Source organism: Thioalkalivibrio sp. ALRh (genome assembly GCF_000381425.1).
Lineage (GTDB): Bacteria > Pseudomonadota > Gammaproteobacteria > Ectothiorhodospirales > Ectothiorhodospiraceae > Thioalkalivibrio.
The window spans coordinates 109,764-134,843 of record NZ_KB906519.1; the positions used below are offsets into that span (position 1 = coordinate 109,764).

At 64.5% G+C, this 25,080-nt stretch carries 27 protein-coding genes and 1 tRNA gene; 23 read left to right on the forward strand and 5 right to left on the reverse strand.

The window, feature by feature from the left end:
• Positions 1-108 precede the first annotated feature (108 nt).
• Positions 109-1,134 (reverse strand): serine/threonine protein kinase, encoded by a 1,026-nt coding sequence (locus F791_RS0100530; protein WP_018993603.1) that lies wholly within the window; start codon positions 1,132-1,134, stop codon positions 109-111.
• Positions 1,135-1,222: 88 nt separating this feature from the next.
• Here F791_RS0100530 and F791_RS0100535 point away from each other — a divergent pair, with 88 nt between their 5' ends.
• From F791_RS0100535 to F791_RS0100585, 11 genes are all read left to right on the forward strand, one after another.
• Entirely contained in the window at positions 1,223-1,903 is a 681-nt protein-coding gene (locus F791_RS0100535; protein WP_019592032.1) for a TVP38/TMEM64 family protein, read from the forward strand.
• 148 nt (positions 1,904-2,051) lie between these two features.
• Complete coding sequence (locus F791_RS0100540) at positions 2,052-3,044, forward strand: MBL fold metallo-hydrolase (RefSeq protein ID WP_038056849.1); 993 nt, start codon at positions 2,052-2,054, stop codon at positions 3,042-3,044.
• Positions 3,045-3,193: 149 nt separating this feature from the next.
• Complete coding sequence (thrS, locus tag F791_RS0100545; protein ID WP_018139158.1) at positions 3,194-5,110, forward strand: threonine--tRNA ligase; 1,917 nt, start codon at positions 3,194-3,196, stop codon at positions 5,108-5,110.
• A gap of 7 nt (positions 5,111-5,117) precedes the next feature.
• Entirely contained in the window at positions 5,118-5,651 is a 534-nt protein-coding gene (gene infC, locus F791_RS0100550; RefSeq protein WP_081601214.1) for a translation initiation factor IF-3, read from the forward strand.
• A gap of 102 nt (positions 5,652-5,753) precedes the next feature.
• Positions 5,754-5,951: a 50S ribosomal protein L35 gene (gene rpmI / locus F791_RS0100555; RefSeq protein ID WP_018139157.1), complete on the forward strand. Its 198-nt coding sequence runs from the start codon at positions 5,754-5,756 to the stop codon at positions 5,949-5,951.
• Positions 5,952-5,971: 20 nt separating this feature from the next.
• A complete protein-coding gene (rplT, locus tag F791_RS0100560; RefSeq protein ID WP_018139156.1) occupies positions 5,972-6,331 on the forward strand; it encodes a 50S ribosomal protein L20 in 360 nt (119 codons plus the stop codon).
• A 142-nt stretch (positions 6,332-6,473) separates the two neighbouring features.
• Entirely contained in the window at positions 6,474-7,502 is a 1,029-nt protein-coding gene (pheS, locus tag F791_RS0100565) for a phenylalanine--tRNA ligase subunit alpha (RefSeq protein WP_038056937.1), read from the forward strand.
• Positions 7,502-9,862, forward strand: a complete 2,361-nt coding sequence (gene pheT / locus F791_RS0100570; protein ID WP_018993600.1) for a phenylalanine--tRNA ligase subunit beta — start codon at positions 7,502-7,504, stop codon at positions 9,860-9,862. The genes pheS and pheT overlap by 1 nt, the downstream gene beginning before the upstream one ends.
• 4 nt (positions 9,863-9,866) lie before the next feature.
• Positions 9,867-10,166, forward strand: coding sequence for an integration host factor subunit alpha (locus F791_RS0100575; protein ID WP_018139153.1), 300 nt, complete (start codon positions 9,867-9,869; stop codon positions 10,164-10,166).
• Positions 10,150-10,506: a MerR family transcriptional regulator gene (locus F791_RS0100580; RefSeq protein WP_012982329.1), complete on the forward strand. Its 357-nt coding sequence runs from the start codon at positions 10,150-10,152 to the stop codon at positions 10,504-10,506. Before F791_RS0100575 ends, F791_RS0100580 begins: the two co-directional genes overlap by 17 nt.
• Before the next feature lie 59 nt (positions 10,507-10,565).
• A tRNA-Pro gene (locus F791_RS0100585) sits at positions 10,566-10,642 on the forward strand.
• A gap of 98 nt (positions 10,643-10,740) precedes the next feature.
• Here F791_RS0100585 and F791_RS0100590 read toward each other — a convergent pair.
• From F791_RS0100590 to flgA, 4 genes are all read right to left on the reverse strand, one after another.
• On the reverse strand, positions 10,741-11,457 hold the full coding sequence (locus tag F791_RS0100590) for a flagellar brake protein (RefSeq protein ID WP_018139152.1): 717 nt from the start codon (positions 11,455-11,457) through the stop codon (positions 10,741-10,743).
• A gap of 118 nt (positions 11,458-11,575) precedes the next feature.
• Positions 11,576-12,061: a flagella synthesis protein FlgN gene (locus F791_RS0100595; protein WP_018139151.1), complete on the reverse strand. Its 486-nt coding sequence runs from the start codon at positions 12,059-12,061 to the stop codon at positions 11,576-11,578.
• A 13-nt stretch (positions 12,062-12,074) separates the two neighbouring features.
• Positions 12,075-12,389: a flagellar biosynthesis anti-sigma factor FlgM gene (gene flgM, locus F791_RS0100600; protein ID WP_018139150.1), complete on the reverse strand. Its 315-nt coding sequence runs from the start codon at positions 12,387-12,389 to the stop codon at positions 12,075-12,077.
• A 131-nt stretch (positions 12,390-12,520) separates the two neighbouring features.
• Positions 12,521-13,255 (reverse strand): flagellar basal body P-ring formation chaperone FlgA, encoded by a 735-nt coding sequence (flgA, locus tag F791_RS0100605; protein WP_018139149.1) that lies wholly within the window; start codon positions 13,253-13,255, stop codon positions 12,521-12,523.
• A 243-nt stretch (positions 13,256-13,498) separates the two neighbouring features.
• Between flgA and F791_RS0100610 the strand changes: the two genes are divergently transcribed.
• The 12 genes from F791_RS0100610 (at position 13,499) to flgK (ending at position 25,070) form a co-directional block, all read left to right on the forward strand.
• A complete protein-coding gene (locus F791_RS0100610) occupies positions 13,499-14,428 on the forward strand; it encodes a chemotaxis protein (RefSeq protein ID WP_018139148.1) in 930 nt (309 codons plus the stop codon).
• Positions 14,429-14,701: 273 nt separating this feature from the next.
• Positions 14,702-15,517 (forward strand): protein-glutamate O-methyltransferase CheR, encoded by an 816-nt coding sequence (locus tag F791_RS0100615; protein ID WP_018139147.1) that lies wholly within the window; start codon positions 14,702-14,704, stop codon positions 15,515-15,517.
• Positions 15,518-15,697: 180 nt separating this feature from the next.
• A complete protein-coding gene (gene flgB / locus F791_RS0100620) occupies positions 15,698-16,108 on the forward strand; it encodes a flagellar basal body rod protein FlgB (RefSeq protein WP_038056855.1) in 411 nt (136 codons plus the stop codon).
• Between the two features lie 36 nt (positions 16,109-16,144).
• Complete coding sequence (gene flgC, locus F791_RS0100625; protein ID WP_018139146.1) at positions 16,145-16,564, forward strand: flagellar basal body rod protein FlgC; 420 nt, start codon at positions 16,145-16,147, stop codon at positions 16,562-16,564.
• A 13-nt stretch (positions 16,565-16,577) separates the two neighbouring features.
• Complete coding sequence (locus F791_RS0100630) at positions 16,578-17,249, forward strand: flagellar hook assembly protein FlgD (RefSeq protein WP_026296416.1); 672 nt, start codon at positions 16,578-16,580, stop codon at positions 17,247-17,249.
• A 25-nt stretch (positions 17,250-17,274) separates the two neighbouring features.
• Positions 17,275-18,501, forward strand: coding sequence for a flagellar hook protein FlgE (flgE, locus tag F791_RS0100635; RefSeq protein WP_018139144.1), 1,227 nt, complete (start codon positions 17,275-17,277; stop codon positions 18,499-18,501).
• 29 nt (positions 18,502-18,530) lie between these two features.
• Positions 18,531-19,271, forward strand: a complete 741-nt coding sequence (flgF, locus tag F791_RS0100640) for a flagellar basal-body rod protein FlgF (RefSeq protein WP_018139143.1) — start codon at positions 18,531-18,533, stop codon at positions 19,269-19,271.
• A gap of 35 nt (positions 19,272-19,306) precedes the next feature.
• A complete protein-coding gene (gene flgG, locus F791_RS0100645; protein WP_018139142.1) occupies positions 19,307-20,095 on the forward strand; it encodes a flagellar basal-body rod protein FlgG in 789 nt (262 codons plus the stop codon).
• A gap of 4 nt (positions 20,096-20,099) precedes the next feature.
• Positions 20,100-20,798 (forward strand): flagellar basal body L-ring protein FlgH, encoded by a 699-nt coding sequence (gene flgH / locus F791_RS0100650; RefSeq protein WP_026296415.1) that lies wholly within the window; start codon positions 20,100-20,102, stop codon positions 20,796-20,798.
• An 86-nt stretch (positions 20,799-20,884) separates the two neighbouring features.
• A complete protein-coding gene (locus tag F791_RS0100655; protein ID WP_369699445.1) occupies positions 20,885-22,018 on the forward strand; it encodes a flagellar basal body P-ring protein FlgI in 1,134 nt (377 codons plus the stop codon).
• Positions 22,018-23,073 (forward strand): flagellar assembly peptidoglycan hydrolase FlgJ, encoded by a 1,056-nt coding sequence (gene flgJ / locus F791_RS0100660; protein ID WP_018993597.1) that lies wholly within the window; start codon positions 22,018-22,020, stop codon positions 23,071-23,073. Before F791_RS0100655 ends, flgJ begins: the two co-directional genes overlap by 1 nt.
• A 56-nt stretch (positions 23,074-23,129) precedes the next feature.
• The gene (flgK, locus tag F791_RS0100665) at positions 23,130-25,070 is read left to right on the forward strand and encodes a flagellar hook-associated protein FlgK (RefSeq protein WP_018993596.1); all 1,941 of its coding nucleotides are present in this window, start codon (positions 23,130-23,132) and stop codon (positions 25,068-25,070) included.
• Positions 25,071-25,080: the final 10 nt, after the last annotated feature.

A 25,080-nucleotide genomic window follows, 5' to 3' on the forward strand; every position in this document is an offset into this window, starting at 1 on the left:
ATCCTGCGTTGCACCGCTTGCGGGTAAAACCATTGCCCGTTACACGACGCGCGTTGTCTCGGATAACAGTGGGCACCAACGCGGACGTGCGATCAAATCAGCGTCTCCTTAAAGAGACCAGTAGTCCCTGGCCGCGACCCCCGGGCTGTCCAGTTCCAGTGCGGGCTCGTCCAGGGCGGCGGCTTGTTCGCGAAGGGTCAGGATGTGTTCCTCCCAGTAGCGCGGGGTGTAGAACACCGGGAATCCGTCGACGAACGCGGGATCATCCGCCCGGCGGGCCAGCCAGGCGGCGTGGCGCATGATGCGCAGCGTGCGCAGGGTGCTGATCAGGCCCAGCTCGCGGCGGTCGAAGCGCATGAACGTCTCGTAACCCTCCAGCAGGTCGCGCAGCTGTGATGCCATCTCCGGTGGCTCCCCGGAGAGGAACATCCAAAGATCCTGCATCGCGGGCCCATTGCAGGCGTCGTCGAGGTCGACGAAGTGGGGACCGTCGTCGGTCCACAGGATGTTGCCCGGGTGGGTGTCGCCATGCAGCCGCAGCTGCGGGACGGGGCCCACCGCCTCGGTGTTTCGCTGCATGCGGCTGATCAGGTCCGCGCTGAGGTCGCGATAGACTGACTGCAACTCGGGGGGCAGGTAGCCGGAGGCGAGCACGTCCTGCCGCGCCTGTTCGCCCAGTGCCACCGGCTCCAGCGTGATGCGTTCGTGGAATGAGGCGCTGAGGCCCACTTCGTGGATTCGCGCAATGAACCGCCCGATGCGCTGCAGCGTGTCCGACTGCTCCAGGTCCGGCGTACGCCCGCCGCAGCGCGGATAAACCGCGAAGCGAAAGCCCTGATGATGGTGCAGGGTTGCCCCGTCGTCTGCGACCAGCGGCGCGACGACGGGGACCTCCCGCGCGGCCAGCTCCTGGCTGAATGCATGCTCCTCGAGGATCGCGCGGTCGGTCCAGCGGCCGGGCCGGTAGAACTTGGCAATGACCGGCGTCGCATCCTCGATGCCAATCTGATACACCCGGTTCTCGTAGCTGTTCAGGGCAAGCAGGCGGCCATCGCAGCGCAGGCCGGTGGTTTCCACCGCGTCGAGAATCACGGTGGGTTTGAGGGCATCGTATGGGTGGGGCTGTGTATTCATGCGGCCAATGTACGCACGCGGGCAGCGTCCGGGTCCAGCGTTTTGACGAATGCGTATCGGGAGAGGGCAGGTGAATCGAGCGTACTGGGTGGTGGCGATCCTTGCGGTGGCCGCATTGATCGCGTTCTTCGCGCTCGACTTGGGCCGTTTCCTGGAGTTCGAGCGCCTGCAGGCAGCCCAGGGGGATCTGGAGGACCAGCGTGCGGCCCGGCCGCTGTTGGCGGCGGTGGTGTTCTTCTTCGTTTATGTGGTGGTCGCGGCGCTGTCGTTGCCCGGTATCGTGATCATGACGCTGGCGGGCGGGGCCATCTTCGGGGTGTTCTGGGGTAGTGTGCTGTCGTCCTTTGCCTCCACACTGGGCGCGACGCTGACGTTTCTGGTGGCGCGCACCATCGCTCGCGAGCCCCTGCAGCGCCGATTCGCAGACCGGCTGGAACCCATCAACCGTGGCTTCGAGCGCGAGGGGGCCTACTACCTGTTCGCGCTGCGCCTGACGCCGGCCTTCCCCTTCTTTGTGATCAATGCAGGCATGGGCCTGATGCGCATCAGGACGGGGACGTACTACTGGGTGTCGCAGCTGGGCATGCTCCCGGCGACGATCGTCTTTGCCAATGCCGGTACGCAGATCAGTCGTCTGGACGGGCCCGAGGGGATCTTTTCGCCCGGTCTGATTGCCTCTCTGGTCGCGGTGGGCTTGTTTCCGCTGGTGGCGCGGTGGGTCGTGCGTGCCCTGCATGGTTCGACAGGGGACTCGCAGCCGCGGCGCTGATGTGAACCCTGTCTAAATATGCGCGAAAGCGGATATAATCGCCGAAAACCAATAACGGCCCGAACGGGCGTTCGAAGGCCGGGGTACACGCGACGCGTTCGCAGGCTCTCCAACCGGGGGGCGAAACCCGCTTATTGAGGATGTTTGGATGGATAGGCAATTGAAAGGGCGCTGGACCGTATGGCCAGTGCTGGCCGTTGTGCTGATGGGCCTGGCCCTGATTGCGCAGGCCGGAGAAGAGAAAGAAGAGCCGCGCGACCGACCCATCGAGAAGGTACTGGAGCCGATTCAGCTGACGGACCGCGTCTGGTACTTCTACGGTTCGCTGGAGAACCGCACGCCGGAAAATCTCGGCTTCACCAATAACACGGGCTTCGTCGTCACTGACGACGGCGTCGTGCTGATCGATTCGGGGCCGAGCTACAAGGTCGCCGAACGCATGGCCAGGGCGATCGCCGAGGTCACGGATCAGCCGATCACGCATGTGATCTCGGTGGGTTCGCAGGATCACCGCTGGCTGGGCAATGGCTACTTCCACGAGCAGGGTGCGGAACTGGTCGCGCTGCAGCGCACTGCATCCACGCAGACCGAGCGCGGCGAGGGGCAGATCGAGTCCCTGGCGAATACCGTGGGAGAAGAGGCCATGGAAGGGACCGAGCCAGTCCCGGCCCCGAATCCGATTGACGCGGACGAACACACCCTGACGGTCGGCGGGGTGGACTTCGAACTGATCTATGCCGGGGACGCCCACTTCCCGGGCGATATCATGGTCCACCTGCCAGGCGAGGATGTCGTGTTCACCGGCGACATCGTCTACACCGAACGCATGTTGGGCATCCATCCCTGGAGTAACCCGGTGGAGAAGCTGGAGGCCTTCCGGCACCTGGAGTCCATCGATCCCGAGATCGTCGTACCGGGTCATGGCCGCGCGACGGACATGGCCGAGGCGCGCCAGGACACGGGTGACTACCTGGAACTGCTGGTGCGCGAGGTCGAAGCGGGTATCGAGGACTGGGAGTCCCTGGACGAGGTGGTGGAACGCCTGTCCGATCTCGAAGAGTTCAAGCACCTGCGCCACTACGACGACTGGCATCGACCCAACGTGAACCGGACCTATCTGTTCATCGAAGAGAACATGTAAGGGGCGATCCGGGAATCCCGGCTGCAGGCCGGGAAACCTGCCGCGGCGCGGGGCGTGTGATACGCTTCGCGCCGTTGTCGTTTCCGGCAAGTCCAATTTTTGACACGCGACGTTCGACCCCGCGTATGGGTCGGCGAAGGAGCCTCGCAATGCCCGCAGTAACCCTCCCCGACGGCAGCCGCCGCGAGTTCGATCATCCAGTCACCGTGCTGGATGTGGCCAAGGACATCGGTCCGGGCCTCGCCAAGGCGACCCTGGCCGGCAAGGTGAACGGCCAGCTGGTCGATGCCCGCCACGAGATCGACGCCGACGCCGAACTCGCGATCGTGACCGACCGCGACCCGGAGGGGGTGGAGATCATCCGGCATTCGACCGCGCACCTGATGGCGCAGGCGGTCAAGCAGCTCTTTCCCGAGGCCCAGGTCACCATCGGCCCGACCATCGAGAACGGCTTCTACTACGACTTCGCCTATGACCGCGGCTTCACGCCGGAGGATCTGGAGAAGATCGAGAAGCGCATGAAGGAGCTGGCCAAGCAGGACCTGCCGGTGGAGCGCTCGCTGATGGATCGCGACGAGGCGGTGAAGTACTTCCGCGACATGGGAGAAGAGTACAAGGCCGAAATCATCGCCTCCATCCCGCAGGGCGAGAACATTTCGCTGTACAAGCAGGGCGACTTTGTCGATCTCTGTCGCGGCCCGCATATCCCGTCAACCGGCAAGCTGAAGGCCTTCAAGCTGACCAAGGTGGCCGGTGCCTACTGGCGCGGCGACTCCGACAACGAGATGCTGCAGCGTATCTACGGGACCGCCTGGGCGAACAAGGACCAGCTGAAGGAATACCTGGAACGCCTGAAGGAGGCCGAGCGCCGCGATCACCGCAAGATCGGTCAGGAGCTGGACCTGTTCTCGATCCAGGACGAGGCCGGCGGCGGCCTGGTGTTCTGGCACCCGAAGGGCGCGCGCATCCGCCGCGAGATCGAGAAGTACTGGTACGACATGCACGAGAAGGCGGGTTACGACTTCGTCGTGTCGCCGCACATCGCGAACCTGGAGCTGTGGAAGACCTCCGGCCATGCGGACTTCTACGCCGAGTCCATGTACGAGCCGATGGAGGACGAGCACCAGGCCTTCCAGCTCAAGCCGATGAACTGCCCGTTCCACGTGCTGATGTACAAGGACCGGCTGCATTCCTACCGCGATCTGCCGCTGCGCTGGGCGGAGATGGGCACGGTCTACCGTCGCGAGATGTCCGGCGCGCTGCACGGGCTGATGCGTGTGCGCGGCTTCACCCAGGACGACGCCCATATCTTCTGCCGCGAGGACCAGATCGAGGCCGAGGTGATGGCGGTGATCGACCTGACGCTGGAGGTCCTGCAGACCTTCGGGTTCGAGAAGTTCGATGTGAACCTCTCGACCAAACCGGAAGATGCGGTCGGCTCCGACGAGATCTGGGAGCACGCGACCGCGTCGTTGCGCTCGGCGATCGAGAAGAAGGGGCTGGAATACTCGGTGGACGAGGGCGGTGGCGCCTTCTACGGGCCGAAAATCGACATCAAGATCCACGACGCGATCGGCCGCGAATGGCAGTGCTCCACGGTGCAGCTGGACTTCAACCTGCCCGAGCGCTTCGACATGGAATACGTGGCCGAAGACAACGAGCGTCGGCGCCCGATCATGATCCACCGCGCGCTGCTGGGCTCGGTGGAACGCTTCTTCGGCGTGCTGATCGAGCACTACGCCGGGCACTTCCCGACCTGGCTGGCCCCGGTGCAGGCCGAGGTGCTGACCATCACCGAACGCCAGGACGACTATGCCCGCGAGGTCACCAAGACGCTACGGGACAAGGGATTCCGGGTCGAGTCCGACTTGAGAAACGAGAAGATCGGCTTTAAGATTCGCGAGCACACGCTCAAGCGCGTGCCGTACCTGCTGGTCCTTGGAGACAAGGAAATGGAAAACGGGCAGGTCGCGGTGCGTACACGAAGCGGAGAAGACCTGGGCGTAATGAGCGTCGAGGCCTTCGGCGAGCGCCTCCGGGAGGAGGTCGCCAGTCGCCAACACTGAACCTTGAATTGGAGAGAAGGCTATTAGCGCAGCGAAAACGGTCCGCCTGAACGATCAGATCACGTGCCCGCAAATCCGACTGATCGACGCCGAGGGCGAGAATCGCGGCGTCTGCAGTACTGCAGAGGCCCTGGAAATGGCCCAGGAGAGCGGTCTGGACCTGGTCGAGATCTCACCGAATGCAGAACCGCCCGTAGCCCGGATCATGGACTACGGCAAGTTCAAGTTCGAGCAGGCGAAGAAGGCGCAGGAAGCCAAGAAGAAGCAGAAACAGATCCAGATCAAGGAAGTGAAGTTCCGTCCGGGCACGGACGAGGGCGACTACAACGTCAAGATTCGCAACCTGCGCCGCTTCATCGAGGGCGGCGACAAGGGCAAGGTGACCATCCGCTTCCGCGGTCGCGAAATGCGCCACCAGGAGCTGGGTGGCGAGCTGCTGGACAAGATCGAGCAGGACATGTCCGATATCGCGGTCGTCGAGCAGCGGCCGAAGATGGAAGGACGCCAGATGATCATGGTGCTGACCGGCAAGAAGAAGTAGGCCGGTCAGACAACAAGGATCGCGCAGGTCTCCGCATACCTGCCGGTCCTCCCATAAACGGCCGGCCCGAATCGGGTACGGCCCAAAATGCCGGAGAGAGCAATGCCAAAGATCAAGACCAATCGGGGTGCGGCCAAGCGCTTCGCCCGTACCGGGTCTGGGAAGTTCAAGCGGTTCCAGTCGCACCGCAGCCACATCCTGACCAAGAAATCCACCAAGCGTAAGCGTCAACTGCGCAGTCCGGCCATGGTGCACGAGGCGGATGTCGCCGCCGTGCGCAAAATGCTGCCGTACCGTTGATCTGACCGAGGAAGAAAGACATGCCACGAGTCAAGCGCGGTGTAACCGCTCACGCCCGTCACAAGAAGGTCCTCAAGCAGGCCAAGGGCTACTACGGCGCCCGGAAGAACGTTTTCCGCGTTGCCAACCAGGCCGTCATCAAGGCCGGCCAGTACGCCTACCGTGACCGTCGCCAGAAAAAGCGCCAGTTCCGGTCGCTGTGGATCGTCCGCATCAATGCGGCGGCCCGTCAGTTCGATCTCTCCTACAGCCGCCTGATGGCGGGTCTGAAGAAGGCCGAGATCGAGATCGACCGCAAGAGCCTGGCCGATCTGGCCGTGCACGACCTGACCGCCTTCGGCAAGATCGCCGAACAGGCCAAGGCTGCACTGCCGGCCTGACGAGGTCCTGCAGGATTACCCGCCGGGCGCTGCCTGGCGGGTCCCGGAAAGGGGAGGGTCGACGCCCTCCCTTTTTTGTTTCGGGAACAGGGAACACCGGGACGGCGGGCAACCGCCGCCCCGTCACTTTCGGGGAATGCACGTGGAGCAACTGCAACAGCTCGTCGCCGAGGCCCGCGACCGCATCGAGGCGGCCACTGACCTGAAGGCGCTGGATGATGTCCGGGTGCAGTACCTGGGCAAGAAGGGCTCGATTACCGCTCAGCTGAAGGAGCTCGGCAAGCTGCCGGCGGAGGAGCGTCCGGCCGCCGGCCAGAAGGTCAACGAGGCCAAGACCGAGGTCGCCGGCCTGATCGAGGCCCGCAAGCAGGCCCTGGCGGACAGCGCCCTGGCCGAGCAGCTGGCCAGCGAGCAGGTGGATGTGACCCTGCCAGGGCGCCGCCTGCCCGAGGGCTCGCTGCACCCGATCACCCACACCCTGGAGCGCATCGAGGCATTCTTCGCCGGGCTGGGGTTCCGCGTGGCCCAAGGGCCCGAGGTCGAGGACGACTTCCACAACTTCGAGGCGCTGAACATCCCCGAACATCACCCCGCGCGGGCGATGCACGACACGTTCTACTTCGACGCCCACCGCGTCCTGCGCACCCATACCTCTCCGGTTCAGATCCGGACCATGGAACAGCAGAAGCCGCCGCTGCGCGTCATTGCGCCGGGGCGGGTCTATCGCTGCGACTCCGATCTGACGCACAGCCCGATGTTTCACCAGGTGGAGGGGCTCTGCGTGGACGAGGACATTACCTTCGCGGATCTGCGTGGGGTCTTGAGCGCGTTCCTGCAGAGCTTCTTCGACCGCGACGACCTGGCCACGCGCTTTCGTCCGTCGTATTTCCCGTTCACCGAGCCCTCGGCCGAGGTCGATATCCAGTGCGTGCACTGCGGTGGCGATGGCTGCCGGGTTTGCAGTCATACCGGCTGGCTGGAGGTGATGGGCTGCGGCATGGTGCATCCGAACGTGCTGGGCCATGTGGGCATCGACCCGGAACAGTACACCGGCTTTGCCTTCGGCCTCGGGGTCGAGCGGATGGCGATGCTGCGCCACGGCGTGAATGACCTGCGCCTGTTCTTCGACAACGACATCCGATTCATTCGCCAATTCGGACGGACCGGCTAATGCGCATCAGTATTCAGTGGCTGCGGGACTGGCTGCAGATCGACGAGACCCCCGAGGAGCTGGGCCACCGCCTGACCATGGCGGGGCTGGAGCTGGACGCGATCGAGGCGGCCGCGCCTGCGTTCAGCGGTGTACGTGTGGGGCGGGTGGCGAAGGTGGAGCCGCATCCGGATGCCGATCGCCTGCGCGTCTGTCAGGTCGAGGTGGGCGAGGCCGAACCGCTGACCATCGTCTGCGGCGCGCCCAATGTGCACGAAGGCATGGTGGCACCGGTCGCGGTGGTCGGCGCAGTGCTGCCCGACAACTTCAAGATCAAGAAGTCCAAGCTGCGCGGCGTCGCCTCCGCGGGCATGCTGTGTTCGGCACGCGAACTGGGCCTTGCGGAGGACGCCGAGGGCCTGCTCGCACTGCCCGCGGACCTCAAGATCGGCGCGGATCTGCGCGCGGCACTGGGCCTGGATGATCACATCCTGGAGGTGGACCTGACCCCGAACCGCGCCGACTGTCTCGGGATGCGGGGGATTGCCCGTGAATGCTCGGCGCTGCTCGATCGGCCGCTGAACGAGAACGTGGCCGAGCCGGCCGGGGCGGAACTGGACGCACGTGTTGCGATCCAGGTCGAGGATACCGAGGCCTGCCCGCTGTACGCGGCGCGCGTGCTCGACGGTCTGGATGCGCGTGCGTCCACGCCTTTGTGGATGACCGAGCGCCTGCGGCGGGCCGGGGTGCGTCCGCTCAGCGCAATCGTGGATGTCACGAACTACGTGATGCTGGAACTCGGGCAGCCCCTGCATGCGTTCGACGCGGGCCGTCTGGGTGACACCATCGAGGTGCGCTGGGCGCGCTCCGGCGAGGCGCTGACCCTGCTGGGCGGGGACCAGAAAGTCGAGCTCGCCGAGCAGGACCTGGTAATCGCCTCGGCCACCACTGCGGTGGCGCTGGCGGGGATCATGGGCGGCGCCGACAGCGCCGTGGATGACGACACGACGCGGGTGGTGCTCGAGTGTGCCCACTTTGCCCCGCTGGCACTGGCCGGGCGCGCGCGGGCCCATGGCCTGCACACCGATGCCTCGCATCGCTTTGAACGTGGTGTGGATCCGACCCTGGTCGAGCGGGCCATGGAGCGTGCTACGCGTCTGTTGCTGGAGATCTGTGGCGGGCAGTGCGGGCCGGTGGAGCGTGTCGGCGAGCTGCCGTCGTCTCATTTCGCCCAAGCGATTCGACTGCGCCGGCCCCGCATCGAACGGCTGCTGGGGACGACGTTCGCGGATGAAGAGGTCGAGCGCATCCTGGGCGCCCTGGGTTGCCAGGTCGCTTCCTCGGATGACGGCTGGCAAGTCCGGGCCCCGCGTGCCCGCTTCGACATGGAGCGCGAGGAGGACCTGATCGAAGAGCTGGCGCGGGTGCATGGCTACGACCGGTTGCCGCAGCGCCTGCCGTCCCCGGTGGCGCCGGCCGAGCGGCCACCGGCCTTGCGTGGTCTGCGCGATCAGCTGGCGAGTCAGGGGTTTCACGAGGTCATCAGTTTCAGCTTCATCGATGCCGAGGCCTCGCGGTCTTTCTATCCGACGGTGGAGCCGCTGGGCCTGGCCAACCCGATCTCCAGTGACTTGGCGGTAATGCGCCCCGGCCTGTGGCCCGGTCTGGTCGCCACGGCGGCCTATAACCAGGCGCGCCAGCAGCCGGACCTGCGCCTGTTCGAGCATGGCCTGCGATTTGTGCCGGATGCCTCCGGCCTGCGCCAGGAGCCGCGTCTCGCGGGCCTGCTGGGCGGGCGGGCGCAGCCGGAGCACTGGGAGGCCGCGTCGCGCCGCGTCGACTTCTTTGATGCCAAGGGTGTCGTCGAGGCACTTTGTGCCTCCGTGGAGGCGCCGCTGGGCTTTCGCTCGGAGAAACATCCTGCGCTCCACGACGGGCAGTCCGCGCGGATTATGGCGGGTGATCGCCCCATCGGTTGGGTCGGGCGTCTGCACCCGGCGCTTTGCAGGCAGTTCGATGTCGAGCCGGTGTATCTGTTCGATCTCGATGCGCGGGCGATCCTGCGCGCACCGGTCGCCCAGTTCGCGCCGCTGTCGCCATATCCGTCGATCCGGCGTGATCTTGCCCTGGTGGTGCAGGCGACCGTTCCGGCCGGTGATGTGCTGAACGCGATCGAAGAACTGGGGCTGGAGCTGGTGCAGGATGTCCGGCTGTTTGATGTCTACCAGGGCAAGGGCTTGAATCCGGACGAGAAGAGCCTCGCTTTGGGCTTGATTTTGCGGGCTTTTGATCGCACCCTAGGCGAACAGGACGTGGCAAGCGTCACCGACAAGGTCGTCGAGCATCTGCACGCTCGCTTCCAGGCAACCCTGAGGCAGTGATTCCATGGCAGCAGTGACGAAGGCGGATCTTGCCGCCACGCTGAACGAAGAACTGGGCCTGAACAAGCGCGAGGCCAAGGAATTCGTCGAGATGTTCTTCGAGGAGATGCGCCAGTCGCTGGAAGAGGGCGAGGGCGTGAAGCTCTCCGGCTTCGGCAACTTCATCCTTCGCGACAAGAACCAGCGGCCCGGGCGCAATCCGAAGACCGGCGAGGAAATCCCGGTCTCGGCGCGGCGCGTCGTCACCTTCCGCCCGGGGCAGAAGCTGCGCGAGAGGGTCGAAAGCTATGCTGGAAGCGAGTAACCACCAGGAACTGCCCGCGATCCCGGGCAAGCGCTACTTCACCATTGGCGAGGTCGCCGAGCTGTGTCAGGTGAAACCTCACGTGCTGCGCTACTGGGAACAGGAGTTCCCGATGCTCGAGCCGGTCAAGCGGCGGGGCAATCGGCGCTACTACCAGCGCCAGGACGTGATCCTGATCCGCCAGATTCGGGCCCTGCTGTACGAAGAGGGCTATACGATCAATGGCGCGCGACAGAAGCTGTCTGGCGACGAGGCCAAGGGTGATCGCCAGCAGGCACGCCAGATCATCCAGGATACGATCTCGGAGCTGGAATCGGTGTTGCGTGTATTGCGCGCCTGAGAGGTCTTCTGGTCCGGGTCCTTTCGTGGGGGCAGGGAATCGGATATGATTCGCGGCTTCGGGGCGTAGCGCAGTCTGGTAGCGCATCTGCATGGGGTGCAGAGGGTCGCAGGTTCAAATCCTGCCGTCCCGACCAAGTTCAACGACTTGAAGGATATTCTTCAGGTGAAAAAAGAGGCCGCATCGAGCGGCCTTTTTTGTGTCTGGAGTGAGGGAAGAGACTGGCCTCGTCTGTTACTCCATCGAACGCCGGCGCGCCTCGCGCTGATAGTGCAGCAGGGCGATGTTGAACTGCCGCTCCAGCCACTGGTTCATGCCGGTGACCTGGAAGCCGGCATACACGTATCCGTCGCGCGGGCTGCGACGGCGATTGGCCAGACGCAGGTCGCCGCCCAGGCGTTCGCCAACTTCGGGCAGTAGCAGGTTCTCGAAACGCATCGGGGTCCCGATCTCGATTGTTTCGACCCAGTCTTGTGGTACCTCCACGCACATCCCCTGGGCCGAAAGATCGGCCAGGTCCCCGATACCGGGCTCTTCCCATTCGCGGTACTGCAATTCGACGCGCGGGCGCTCGCTGATCGGGATATGGACGCGAAAGGTCTCGCGTCGCTGGAGATATTCCAGGGTCTCGGGATAGGGGCAGACGTAAAGGGCCCCGGCGTCCTCGCGTTCGATGCGCGAGACGGCGGTGGAGAAGCGTACGGCCACCCCGCGCAGGCTGGCGAATACCCGCATGCCAGTGCCTTCCTGGGCGTGGCGATTCGCTTCGATGGGCGTGAGTTCGTCGAGGAAGAGCTCGCGTGCACCGGAATCAAGGCGAACCAGCGCGGAGTTGTACAGCGGGCCATCGTCGTCGAGGCGGACGTTGACGAGGGTGAGCTTGTGATCCAGATCCTTGAGGATGCCGGCAATCCGCTCCGGCTTGTCGACGGTGTAGTCGGTCTCTTCCATGCGTGGCGTTGTTGTAATTATTGGGCCAAGCCGCACGGTACTGCCGAGCGGTCCGGAATGCCAGCCCCGGGTGTGAGGCGGAGAAGGGCGGAGAGGTGTCGCGCAGAGCGCGCGCGGGTCATGCGCGGGTGATGCGCCGACCGGTACGGCTGCCGGACTGGGTGCGGCCGTAGGGGTCGTAGGTGGGAGCCGGGCCGGGTTCCTCGCCGCGCAGGATCTGGATGGACATCTCCACGCGACGACGGTCGCGATCGATCAGTCGGGCATTCCCCTGGTTGAGGGTATTGCAGCGCTCCACCGAGCGGCGTAGCGCCTGCCAGTGGTCGTCCAGCTCGGCGCCTCCCTCGAGCCGACCGAACAGCCGTGCAAGTCCCTCGGGCGTATACGTTTCGCCGGCGGCCTCGATCGTCTCGCGCTGTCGCCGGCTTTCGGTTTCGAGTTCCTGCAGTAGCGTCTGCTTCTGGGCCACGACTTCGCGCAGGGTCTCGGCGGCCCGTGATTCCACCGCCCGGGTCTCCTGCAGCAGGATGTCCTCCATCTGGTGGCTCAGCCGAATCGAGGCCTCCAGCGAGCGGAGGAAGGCGTGGCGTTGTTCGGGCGACATCGTCGGGTCTCTGTTAGCGCAACAGGCTTTCCAGCTCGATCATGCGATCGGCTAGCTGTTCGTTGTCTACCGGGTACTGACCGTTGGAGATGGCCTCGCGCAGCTCGGCGACTCGCGCCTCGTCGAACGGGGCGTTGCTGGCGGCCCCGGAGGCGGCGTTCATTGCCTGCGCCGCGCCGGTCAGGGTGACAGAGTCATCCTGACGTACGGGTGAGGATGCATTGCCCTGGGCGCCTGCGTCGGGGCGAGAGGTCTCATCGCGGCCCTTCACGCTCGAGCTGTTGCCATCCGGGCGCAGGCCGGGGGAGTTCGGGCCTTTGATATCCATTATTCGGTTTCCTGTTTTTGCAATTCTACTGCAGGGGTTAGCGGCAGCACCGGCTGAAACTGTAGCCCCTTGAGCTGTGAATTTTCGATTCGCTTCACAGTTTGTGGATGGTGACGAGACACACCGCCATTCTACAGGGCAACGCGTACATGTCCGGACTCGAGCACCTCGCCTTCCACGACGCGTCCGGACGAGGTGTTCTTCACGCGGATGCGATCGCCCAGGATGCCATTCTCCAGCGCCTCGCCCTGCATGCGGATCACCACCGAGCCGTTCTCGGCCAGGATGGTGACGCGCTGGCCGCGGCTGACCACCTCGCGCTGGGTGACGTGCTGCTGGCCCAGGATCTGACCGGGCCGGATGTTGCGCCGGGTCTGCAGCCCCACCAGTTCGCCCTTGTTCTCGAAATAGCTCCCCGCATGGCGAGAGGTCTGAATTCGCTTGGTGCGCAGATCGCCGGGGAGGATCGTGTGCTGGCGTCGCAGGCTGCGGCTGGCGACCAGCACCTCGGCGTAGCGCTCGACCGTGACTGGCACATAGATCGACCAGCTGACGGGGGTCTCGCACTGAACCTGTACCGCCGTATTGCCATCGCGTCGCCCGCCGGGCGGGAACCGGGTCTCCAGTGCCTCGCTGCATCGGGCCAGGCGCAGGCGGTTGTCCAGCCGGCCGATCTGAATCTCTACCGCTTCGTCGCCTGGTGTGAGGTTCAACTCCTCCTGGATGAAGCGCTCCGCCGCCAGGCGGATGTTTTCCACTGCCTCGATCTCGGCCTGTGCCGCAATGGAGACCAGGGCCAGAACGACGCCCATGGCGGCCGAAAGCCACCAGGAGCGAATGGAAGGTTTGCGTGCTGACTGGTTCATTGGTCTGGATGCGCGTCGGCTTGTCAGGACTCGAGAGGTTTGCAGAGACGTGCAAGCAGAAAACATGCCAGGCAATCAGGAGCGTACCCTCAAGAGTCACAGCGGCCGGCCGTTATCGGGTCTAGAACGCGTGCAATCGGCATGCGACGGCGGGTTGTGGCATGACAGCGTCGGTCTGCGGGGTGCACACTGGGGCCGGCGAGTCGAGGTGGCTGGCCGCTGGGCGAGGGGGAGAGCAGGACAATGAGTCAATTCATTGACGATGTGAATCAGCGCACCCAGCTGGTGGGGCAGAACCGTATGGAGCTGCTCCTGTTTCATTTGGGGAGCTCGCAGACTTTCGGTATCAACGTATTCAAGGTGCGCGAGGTGATCCCGTCGCCGCCGCTGCGGCAGATTCCCGGATCGCTGAGTGTGGTGCGTGGTGTGGCTACCCTGCGTGGCGGAACCGTCCCCATCATCGATCTGGCGCGCGCGATGGGGCTGCGTACCGCCGTGGGCGAAACGGGCGACCACAAGGTGGTGGTGACCGAGTTCAACCGGTCGGTACAGGGGTTCTGGGTGTCCGCGGTCGACCGGATCGTCAACGTTAACTGGGAAGACGTGAAGTCCCCGCCTCGTGGGACCGGGCGCGAGTCGTTTCTGGTGGCGGTCACCGAGATCGACAACAAGCTGGTCGAGATCATTGACGTCGAACGGGTACTGTCGATCGTCAACCCGTTGCCATCCACGGTATCCGACGCGGTGCGCGCGGAGGCCGAGGAAGAACGCGCCAAGCATGGACAGCGCAAGATTGTGATCGTTGATGACTCCGTGGTCGCGCGCAAGCAGATCGAGGGTGCGATCAAGGGCCTGGGCTGGGAGTACGTGGTCTTCAAGGATGGTCGCGAGGCGCTGGATTTCCTGGAGGAGCAGGCCGAGGCCGGCACCGTGGACGAGGTGGTGGAGCTGGTGATTTCGGATATCGAGATGCCGCGCATGGACGGCTATACCCTCACCGCTCGAATTCGTGCGAACGATCGCCTGAAAGGCCTCCGGGTTCTGCTGCACTCGTCACTGAGTGGGGAGTTCAATACGGATATGGTCAAGCGTGCCGGGGCCGACGCCTTCCTGTCCAAGTTCAACCCCGACGAGCTGGCCGAGGCTGTGCTTGACCAGACCCGCAAGGACTGATGCCGGTGCCTGCGCCGTTTGCGTTAGTCGACCGAGTCGACCCTGGCGGCATGGAAGCGGTAACGGATTGCCGGCCGCATGAACATCAGCGGCCATGGCGCGCCGCATCGATCACCCGTTGGGATGCTGTCGGCGTCCGCGCGGTTGCACGTATACTGCATCCGTCCGGCATGGGGGATCGCGTGTTCCCCAGTCGGGTTTTCCGACACGCTGTCAAGGATTCGTCATCAACGTGCCCGTCCGCCCGTACCGTCGACTTTCAAGGATGACTTCGTGATCGACTCGCGTGACTACGAGGAGTTCTCGCGTTTTCTTTCCGAGTGCTGTGGCCTGGTGCTGGGCGACAGTCGTCAGTATCTCGTGTCGAGCCGACTGTCGCGGCTGCTGGACGAGTTCGGCTACAAGAGTGTGCCGGAGCTGCTGCACGCAATGCGCCAGGCACCCAACCCGCGCCTGCGCACGCGTGTGATCGACGCGATGACCACGAACGAAACCTCCTGGTTTCGCGATGGCTTCCCGTTCGAGATCCTGCGCCATGTACTGCTCCCGGAACGGGCGGAGAAAGGCGCAGGGATCAAGGTCTGGTCGTCCGGCTGCTCCAGCGGACAGGAGGCCTACAGCATCTCGATGGTGGCGTCCGAGTGGGAGGAATCGCGGCCCAAGCGTGTGGTGCCGGTATCGATCCTGGGTACGGATCTCTCGGAGAAGATTCTGGACGATGCCCGGCGCGCGGTGTACGACGGGCTGAGCATCGTCCGTGGCCTGAGCGAGGCGAGGCGCGCCCGCTTCTTCGAGACCGTGGCGGAGGGCCATCGCGTACGCCCGGAGATCCAGCGCCGCTGCCGTTTCCAGAAGCTCAACCTGATCGACAGCTATGCGGCGCTGGGCAAGTTCGACATCGTGTTCTGTCGCAACGTGCTGATCTATTTCTCCGCCGAGACCAAGCGACAGGTTCTTGACGGAATTGCCCGCCAGATGAATCCCGGTGGCTATCTGTTTCTTGGCGCTTCCGAGACAGCGGGTCCTTACACCCAGGCCTTCGAAACCGTTCGCACCGAGTACGGCTCCGTCCTTCGCCTGAAGGGCTGATCGGCCCTTTCCGCCTTTCCATACGGTCGCTCCCGCGATCCGGGCGCCACCCTCGGCGCTGCTCTCCCAACCTCTTTCGGCCCATAGTGGCACACCAATTGCTTTGTCCCTGTCGTACGGGGCGAAGCGGTTTCGTCCCGAGGAACCTGAAGTTCGCCAGTGGCGGACGGGGTACGACGGATGAGTCTCTCTCTCGACAAGGCGATGGGCATTCTCCCGGAGGCGGTGAACGTCCGTGCGAAGCGGATGGAGCTGCTGGCCTCGAATGTCGCGAATGCCGATACGCCGAATTACAAAGCGCGCGATATCGACTTTCGCTCGGTGCTGCAGGCGGCGGCCGGCGAGGGCGGCAACATGCCGATGGCGAGCACACATCAGGGCCATATCGGCGCCGGCGGGGCGGGTGGTGCCAACGGGTCGATGGAGACGCTTTATCGCGTGCCATCGCAGCCGTCTCTGGATGGCAACACGGTGGACCCGCAGCTGGAGCGGGCGGCCTTTGCCGAGAATTCCCTGCAGTACCAGAGCAGCCTCGAGTTCCTGAACCGCCGGGTTTCCGGCATCCGTGATGCTCTGCGGGGCGAGCGCTAATGCGAGCGCCAACGCTGGGAACAGGAGAGTGATGTCGTGAGTGATCTGTTTAATCTGTTCAACACCTCGGCCTCCGCGCTGACCGCGCAGTCGGTGCGGCTGAATACGGTCGCGTCGAATCTGGCCAACGCCAACACCGTGGCGACCAACCCCGACGAGGCCTACCGGGCGAAGCAGGTGCTGTTTCAGACCGTGATGAACCAGGCCGATCCGAACGGCGCCTCCAATGGCGTGCGGGTGGCGGGAATTGATGAGTCGCGCGCGCCGCCACAGGCGCACTACGAACCAAACCATCCGCAGGCCAACGAAGACGGCTACATCTTCCGTCCCGCGATCAGCGTGGTGGAGGAGATGGCCAACATGATGTCGGCCTCGCGCAACTACGAAGCGAACGTCGAGGTGATGGAGACCTCGCGCCAGCTGTTGCAGCGAACGCTGCAGATCGGCCAGGGCTAAACCGGAGCCTCCCATGACTCAGATATCACCCGAAATGCTGGACCGCTTGGGCCTGTCACGTCCCAAGCCGGACGACAAGGAGACGGATCGCCTGGGTCAGGACGATTTCCTGAAGCTGATGACTACCCAGCTGCAGAATCAGGACCCGTTTGAACCGATGGAAAACGGGGAGTTTATCGGTCAGATGGCTCAGTTCTCGACCGTCACGGGGATCGAAGAGCTTTCGAAGTCCTTCGAGAAACTCGCTCAGTCCATGGGCCAGAGCCAGACCCTGCAAGCGGCCTCCCTGGTGGGTAAGGACGTCCTTGTCCCAACCGACTTCAGCGAGTTGGGTGCGGATGGCACGGTGCGCGGCGCCGTGGATCTGGATCAGTCGACCGGGCAGTTGCAGGTCGAGGTGTACAGCCCCACGGGTGAACGCATCCGAAGCATGAATCTGGGTTCGGCCAGTGAGGGGCTGCAGGAATTCACCTGGGACGGTCTGCGCGATGACGGGACGCCTGCGGCCCCGGGCGTATATGAATTCCGGGCGTCGGCCCAGAGCGGTTCCAGTAGTGAATCAGTAGATGTCTTCCTCGACGCCCGCGTCGAGAGCGTTTCGGTAGGCGACGATTCCAGCCTGGGCCTGATGGTCCGTGGCCTGGGCGAGATCAATTTCTCGGATGTCCGGCGCATCAGCAGCTGACGGACTCTAACGGAGGTAGACCAGTATGCCCTTCAATATCGGATTGAGCGGACTGAACTCGGCGCAGGCCGATCTGCAGACCACCGGCAACAACGTCTCGAATGCCGGCACGACCGGTTTCAAGCGCTCGCGCGCCGAGTTCGGTGATGTCTTTGCGCAGAGTTTTGGTGGCGTCAGCCAGACCGCGACTGGGGGTGGTTCGCGTCTCATGGCGGTGACACAGCAGTTCTCGCAGGGACGCACGGAGTTCACCGAGAACGGTCTCGACCTCGCGATTGATGGCGAGGGCTTTTTCGTGATGAACGATGGTGGCAATCGTGTCTATACGCGCGCTGGCGAGTTTCAGGTAAACCGCGACGGCAACCTGGTGAACAACCAGGGTCAGCAGCTGCAGGGCTATCCGCCAATCAACCCGGGCAGCACGGATACTGATTTCAATACCGGACAGCTTGGGGATTTGCGTCTGCAGACAGGGGCCTCCGCGCCGCAGGCTACCAGTGACATTGAGGCTCTGGTCAATCTCCAGTCGGATGCTCCAATCCTGGATCCGGGCGAGTTCGAGTTCGATGATCCGGACAGCTATAACTACTCGACGTCCCTGACGGTGTATGACTCGCTGGGGACGTCCCGCGATGCGCGCATCTACTTCGTGAAGAGCGACGAACGAGAGTGGACGGCCTTCATGAGCGTTGACGGCGAGCCGATCAACGAGGAAGAAGGCTTCGAACTCTCTTTTGACGCCAGTGGCCAGCTGGATGGCAACACGGAATTCCCGTTCTCCACGGAAGATTTTACCAACGGGGCTGAAGGTCTGGACGGGACGATCGACTTTGCCGGGACCACTCAGTTTGGTGGCGACTTTGCGGTGAACGATCTTGGCCAGGACGGGTTCGCTTCGGGCCGGCTGACGGGGGTCGACATCGATTCCAGCGGGGTGGTGTTCGCGCGCTTCACCAACGGCCAATCTTCCGTTCTGGGGCAGGTCGCTCTGGCCAACTTCACCAACCCACAGGGCCTGGAGCAGCTGGGCAACAACAACTGGGCCGAGACCTTTGCGGCCGGTGATCCAGTGTTTGCCTCTCCGGGCACCGGCAACCTGGGCGAGATCCAGGCCGGCGCTCTGGAGGCCTCGAACGTCGATATTGCCCAGGAGCTGGTGAATCTGATCACCGCGCAACGCAACTTCCAGGCGAACGCGCAGACGATCTCCACGGCCGACCAGGTCACCCAGACCATCATCAACATCCGCTAGGTCAGGGACAGGGACACGAGGGCACAGGCATGGATCGATTCCTCTACATCGCGATGTCCGGCGCGAAGGAGACCATGCACGCGCAGTCGGTCAACAACCACAACCTGGCGAATGCCAATACCGACGGCTTTCGCCAGGCACTGGCCAACGCGAACACCGTCCCCGTGCGGGGTCCGGTATTCGATTCGCGCGACTACGCACAGCTGGGCACCGACGGCACGGACTTCTCCAAGGGCCAGATGCAAAGCACCGGTCGCGATCTGGACATCGCGATCGAGGACCAGGGTTTTATCGCGGTGCAGGGCCCGGACGGCGAGGAAGGCTACACCCGGGCGGGTTCCCTGCATGTGGATGCGTTCGGGCTCTTGCGCACCGCACAGGGGCACCAGGTCCTGGGGGATGGCGGCCCGATCGCGATCCCGCCGTCGGAGAAGATCGAGATCGGCACGGACGGCACGATCAGCGTGCGCCCGCAGGGAGTGGGGCCGGAGGCCCTGGCCGCGATCGAGCGTATCCGCCTGGTGAACCCGGACGTGAATGAACTGGAGCGCGGCGATGACGGCCTGTTCCGCATGGCCGACGGCGGCGAGGCGCCGCCGGATGCTGAGGTGCGGGTGGTCTCGGGCATGCTCGAGGGCAGCAACGTGAATACCGTCGAGGCGCTGACCCGGATGATCGAGCTGTCTCGCCACTTCGAGATGCAGGTAAAGATGATGGACAGCGCCAACACGCTGGAACAAAGCAGCAACCGGCTGCTGGGCCTCGGCTGACGCGGCCCCCATTGCAGGACTGACAGGAGAGCACCATGAACCAGGCACTGTGGATTGCCAAGACCGGCCTCGACGCGCAGCACACGCGCATGTCGACGGTCTCGAACAACCTGGCCAACGTGAATACCACCGGCTTCAAGAAGGACCGTGCGGTGTTCGAGGATCTGATCTACCAGACCGTACGCCAGCCGGGCGCCCAGGCCACCCAGGATCAGCAACTGCCCTCGGGGCTGCAGATCGGTACCGGTGTGCGCGCCGTGTCCACCGAGAAGATGTTTACCCAGGGTAACCTGCAGCAGACCGACAACTCGCTGGATGTCGCGATCGAAGGGCGGGGTTTCTTCCAGGTCCTGATGCCCAATGGGGACATTGGTTACACACGGGACGGCAGCTTCCAGCTCAATGCCGATGGCGAGGTGGTGATGTCGAACGGCTATCCGCTGCAGCCGGGCCTGTTCGTGCCGCCAGATACCCAGTCGCTGGCGATCGGCAAGGATGGGACCGTGACCGCGCAGATCCCGGGGCAGGCCGAACCGGTGGAGCTGGGGAACATCCAGCTGGCGGACTTCGTGAATCCGGCGGGTCTGCAGGCGATGGGCGAGAACCTGTTCCAGGAGACTGCGGCCTCCGGCGTCGCCCAGCAGGCCCAGCCCGGGCTGAACGGTACCGGCACCCTGGTACAGGGCTCGCTGGAGACCTCGAACGTGAACATCGCCGAGGAGCTGGTGAACATGATCGAGACCCAGCGCGCCTACGAGGTCAACTCCAAGGCGATCTCCGCGGCCGACCAGTCGCTGCAGTTCGTCAACCAGACGATCGGGTAGCGCGATGAACCGGCTTGAGACAATGATGCGACCGATCCTGGGCCTGGCGGCCGTGGTGGTGCTGTCCGCGTGCGCCGCGACCCAGCCGACGATGCCCGGGGACAACCCGGACTACAACCCCGTGATGCCGCCGCAACCGGTGCCGCAAGCCCAGAACAATGGCGGCATCTACCAGGTCGCGCAGTCTCAGGGCCTGTTCGAGGACTACAAGGCACGCCAGGTGGGCGACATCCTGACCGTGATCCTGGCCGAGAGCACCCAGGCGCAGAAGTCCGCCTCGACCTCTACGCAAAAGGATTCGAACCTGGATCTCGGCAATCTGCAGGCGTTCGGCGGCGAGGCGACCCACCGTGGCCGTCCGTTGTTCGGTGCCAGCAATACCAGCAGCCGTGACTTCGATGGCTCCGGCGACTCGTCGCAGAGTAACCAGCTGGATGGCGAGATCACCGTGACCGTCGCCGAGGTACTGCCGAACGGCAATCTCGTGGTACAGGGCGAGAAGTGGCTGGGCATCAACCAGGGCGAGGAATACGTGCGCTTTCGCGGCATCGTGCGCCCGGTGGACGTGACGACCAACAACACCGTCCTGTCGACGCAGGTGGCCAATGCGCGGGTCTACTACGGCGGCACGGGTGTGCTGGCCGACAGCAACACGCCCGGGTGGATCACCCGCTTCTTCAATAGCCCCTGGTGGCCGTTCTGAGCGGGAGATCCGAGATGCAACGAACAGGGTACAAGTCGCATCGGCGCAGCATGCGCCGCATCGCAGGGCGCGTGCTGCCCGGTCTGATGGTCGCCATGGGGCTACTGCTGGGCGGAATCGCCGGCGCGCAGGCCCAGACAGCGATCCAGCAGCAGGCGGCGATGCAGGAGCGCACCTACACCGAACGGGTCAAGGACGTGGCCAGTGTCTTCGGCGTGCGCGAGAACCAGCTGGTGGGCTATGGCCTGGTCGTGGGGCTGGACGGTACGGGCGACCAGACCACGCAGACCCCGTTCACCATCCAGAGCCTGAACAACATGCTCGGCCAGCTGGGGCTGACCCCCGAGGCCGGCAACCCACAGTTGCGCAATGTCGCGGCCGTCATGGTTACAGCCGACCTGCCCCCGTTCGCCAAGCCCGGTCAGCGCATCGACGTGACCGTCTCCTCGATGGGGAACGCGACCAGCCTGAGGGGCGGGACCCTGCTGATGACGCCGCTGAAGGGCGCGGACGGGCAGACCTATAGCATCGCCCAGGGCAACCTGGTTGTGGGCGGTTTCGGTGCCGAGGGGCAGGACGGGTCACGGATCACCGTGAACGTCCCAAGTGTCGGGCGTATCCCGAATGGCGCGACGGTCGAGCGCGAGGTGCCGACGGCCTTTGCCCAGGGCGATCACGTGACCCTGAACCTGAACCGTCCGGACTTCACAACGGCCAACCGGCTGGTGGAGACCGTCAACGACACGTTTGGGCCTGGCGTGGCACATGCACTGGACGGATCCTCGGTGCGTGTGCGCGCGCCCCAGAACCCGGACCAGCGCGTGGGTTTTGTCGCCGAGCTGGAGAACCTGCCCATCGAGCGAGGTGCGCCCCCGGCACGGGTGATCGTGAACTCGCGCACCGGGACCGTGGTGATCGGCTCCAGCGTGCAGGTGACCCCGGCGGCGGTCTCTCATGGCAGCCTGACCGTCACCATCAGCGAGGCCCCGCAGGTGGTGCAGCCGCTGCCCTTTGCCGAGGGCGAGACCGCGGTGCAGCCGCAGACGGACATTGCCATCCAGCAGGACGACAGCACCATGTTCCTGTTTGACCCCGGCACCTCGCTGGACGAGATCGTGCGCGCGGTGAACAACGTGGGCGCGGCTCCGGGTGATCTGGTGGCCATCCTCGAGGCCCTGCGCGAGGCGGGCGCCCTGCGCGCGGAGCTGGTGGTCATCTGATGATCTCCTCCGGCCACGATCTCTCCATGCAGGCACGCTCGGCGCTGGCCAGCGACCCGAGCGGCCTGCGTGACCTCGGGCGCGCCGCCCAGGGAGGCGGGGACGAGGCGCTGGAGGCGGTCGCACGCGAGTTCGAGGCGATGCTGATCGGCCAGATGCTCAAGCAGATGCGCGAGGCCTCGCTGGGCGACGGACTGTTCGACAACGAGCAGAGCAAGATGTACCTCGAGATGCAGGACCAGGAATTCGCCAAGGCCATGAGTCAGGGGGACGGGATTGGACTGCGCGAGGTACTGATGCAGCAGCTGTCGCAGCAGAGCCAGCCGCAGGACGGGCAGGGTCTGCGGGATCCCGAGCGGCTGGCGTCCCTGGATCTCCCGCAACGCCGGGGTGACCTGAATTTCCGGCGCCTGTCCGACGAACAACGCGAACTCGAGCCCGTCGCGCCCGTGCGTCCTGCACAAAGCGACACGGGGGCTGGAGCCGGTGAGCTCCAACGGCTGGGCGGTGCGCCGAGCCCGCTGGCGATCGACTGGCCGCCACGCGACCCGTCCGAGTTTGTTGCGACACTGGAACCCCTGGCACGGGAAGCGGCTGCCGACCTGGGCGTGGAGCCCGGCATCCTGCTGGCGCAAAGCGCCCTGGAGACCGGCTGGGGACGGCACGTGCCCTCGCGCGAGAACGGCCAGCCAAGCTTCAACCTGTTCGGCATCAAGGCCGACTCCCGCTGGGAGGGGGATCAGGTCGCCGTGGGTACTCTGGAGTACCGTGATGGCGTGGCCCAGCGCGAGCAGGCACGTTTCCGCGCGTACGCCGATCCGGCGGATTCCTTCGCCGACTACGTCGACTTTATCCGCAACAATCCGCGCTATCACCGCGCCCTTCAGGCTGGCGACGATGTCCAGTACATCCGTGAGCTGCAGGCCGCCGGCTACGCGACCGACCCCGCCTATGCGGACAAGGTGCTGCGGGTACGCGATCAGCTGTCGGGCTTTGTGATTCCCGAACCGACTCAAGCATTGGCCGAGCCGGCCGTTACCCGAAACGAGGGGTAGACCATGTCGCAGACACGTAAATCCAGCTGGGCGAGCCTGACCGGGAGGGGCGGGGTATGAGTGTCTCCGGTATTGGGACCTCCGCGCTGCTGGCGTTTCAGCGCGCGATCGGCACGACCAGCAACAACATCGCCAACTCCGCGACCGAGGGCTACAGCCGTCAGCGCACGGAGCTGGGCAACCTGAACCCGCAGTTCCTGGGTGGCTCGTATCAGGGGCAGGGGGTCGGCGTGGATGCCATCCGGCGCATCTCGGATGACTTCGTCAACACCCAGCTGCGCACCAGCATCTCCGAGCAGTCCAACGCCCAGGCGAAGGCGGATCTCGCCGGACGGATCGACAACCTGCTGGCGGACGAGGCCAGTGGCCTGGCGCCGGTCTTGCAGGGGTTCTTTGATGCCGCCTCCGACGTGGCCAATGATCCGACCTCCAATGCTGCACGCACGGTGTTCCTGACCGAGGCCGAGTCGCTGGCCGAGCGCTTCAAAGCCATCGACGGGCGCCTGGAGGAGCAGCGGCGCATCCTGAATGGGCAGATCGAGACCAACGTCAAGGAGATCAACCAGCTCGCCGAATCGCTGGCGGGCCTCAACCGCGAGATCGTTGCCAAGAGCACCCAGGGCACACCGAACGACCTGCTGGACCAGCGCGACCGTGTGCTGAACCAGCTGGCGGAGAAGATCGACGTCACCACGGTCGAGCAGGACGACGGTGCGCTGAATGTGTTCATCGGCAACGGGCAGGCGCTGGTGCTGGGCGGGACCAACCAGTCGCTGGTGGCCGAATCCTTCTCCGGGGACCCGGGCAAGTTAGAGGTCGGTATTCAGTCGGGCAGCGGGGTAGCGAATGTGACTCGCTTCCTGCAGGGCGGTGAGCTCGGGGGGCTGCTGGAGATTCGCGACTCGGTCATCGACCCCGCGCAGAACACCCTGGGTCAGATCGCCACTCAGTTGGGACAGGCCTTCAACGAGCAGAACGCCCAGGGTCTCGATGCCGATGGCCAGATCGGGGGCGACATCTTCGGGATCGGCGAACCCGCAGTATGGGGACGTTCCAGTAACGCCGAGAGTGGTGTCCCGGGCGTTGAGATCGCTGACCCCGACCGGCTGACCACATCCGACTACCGTCTGCGCGTAAACAGCGACGAGGAGTTCGAACTACTGCGGCTGCCGGGCAATCAGGTGGTGGAGATGGAAGACCTCGGCGACGGTCGCTTCCGAGCCGACGGCATGATCATCGACGTAAACGAGCTCGATAATCCCGATGACCCCACGGAGGGCGACAACTGGCTGATCCAGCCGACCCGCAATGGCGCGCGCGACCTCGAAGTCGTCTTGGATGACCCGGCCGGGATCGCCGCAGCTGCAGCTCTCCCAGAGGCGACTGTTGCCGACGGGGATGACTGGAGCGGTACGGTAGATGCCCTCGAAGTTGCCGACGGGTTTGATCCATCCTTGCTGGACAGCGCGGCCACTATCGTTATCGATAGCGATACTGACGAATACGTGGTCGAGGACGCCGATGGCAACGAGATTGGCCGGGGGGCAGTGAATGGTGGGGATGCGGTCACAATTGAGACTGAGCATGGCTGGTCGATCACGCTCAGCGGTGAGCCCGGTCAGGATGACCAATTGACCATCGGGCTCGACCGCGACCGGCCGGGGGATAACCGCAACATGCTCGAGATGGCTGATCTGTCCGAGGCTCGCACAGTCCAGACAGAAGACGGCGAACGTCGTGTACCCGGCTTTGGTGATTCCTACAACAGCCTGATCGCGAATGTCGGCACGCGCACGCGACAGGCCAATGTGGCGCTGGACTCCGCGAATGCCCAGCTGGAGCAGGCCAAGGCCCAGCGCGAGTCGATCTCGGGCGTGAATCTGGATGAAGAGGCCGCCGACCTGATCCGCTACCAGCAGGCCTATCAGGCCGCCGCCCAGGTGATCCAGGTCAGCAATTCGCTGTTCGACAGCCTGCTGGGCGCGTTCCGCCGTTAAACAGCTGGCA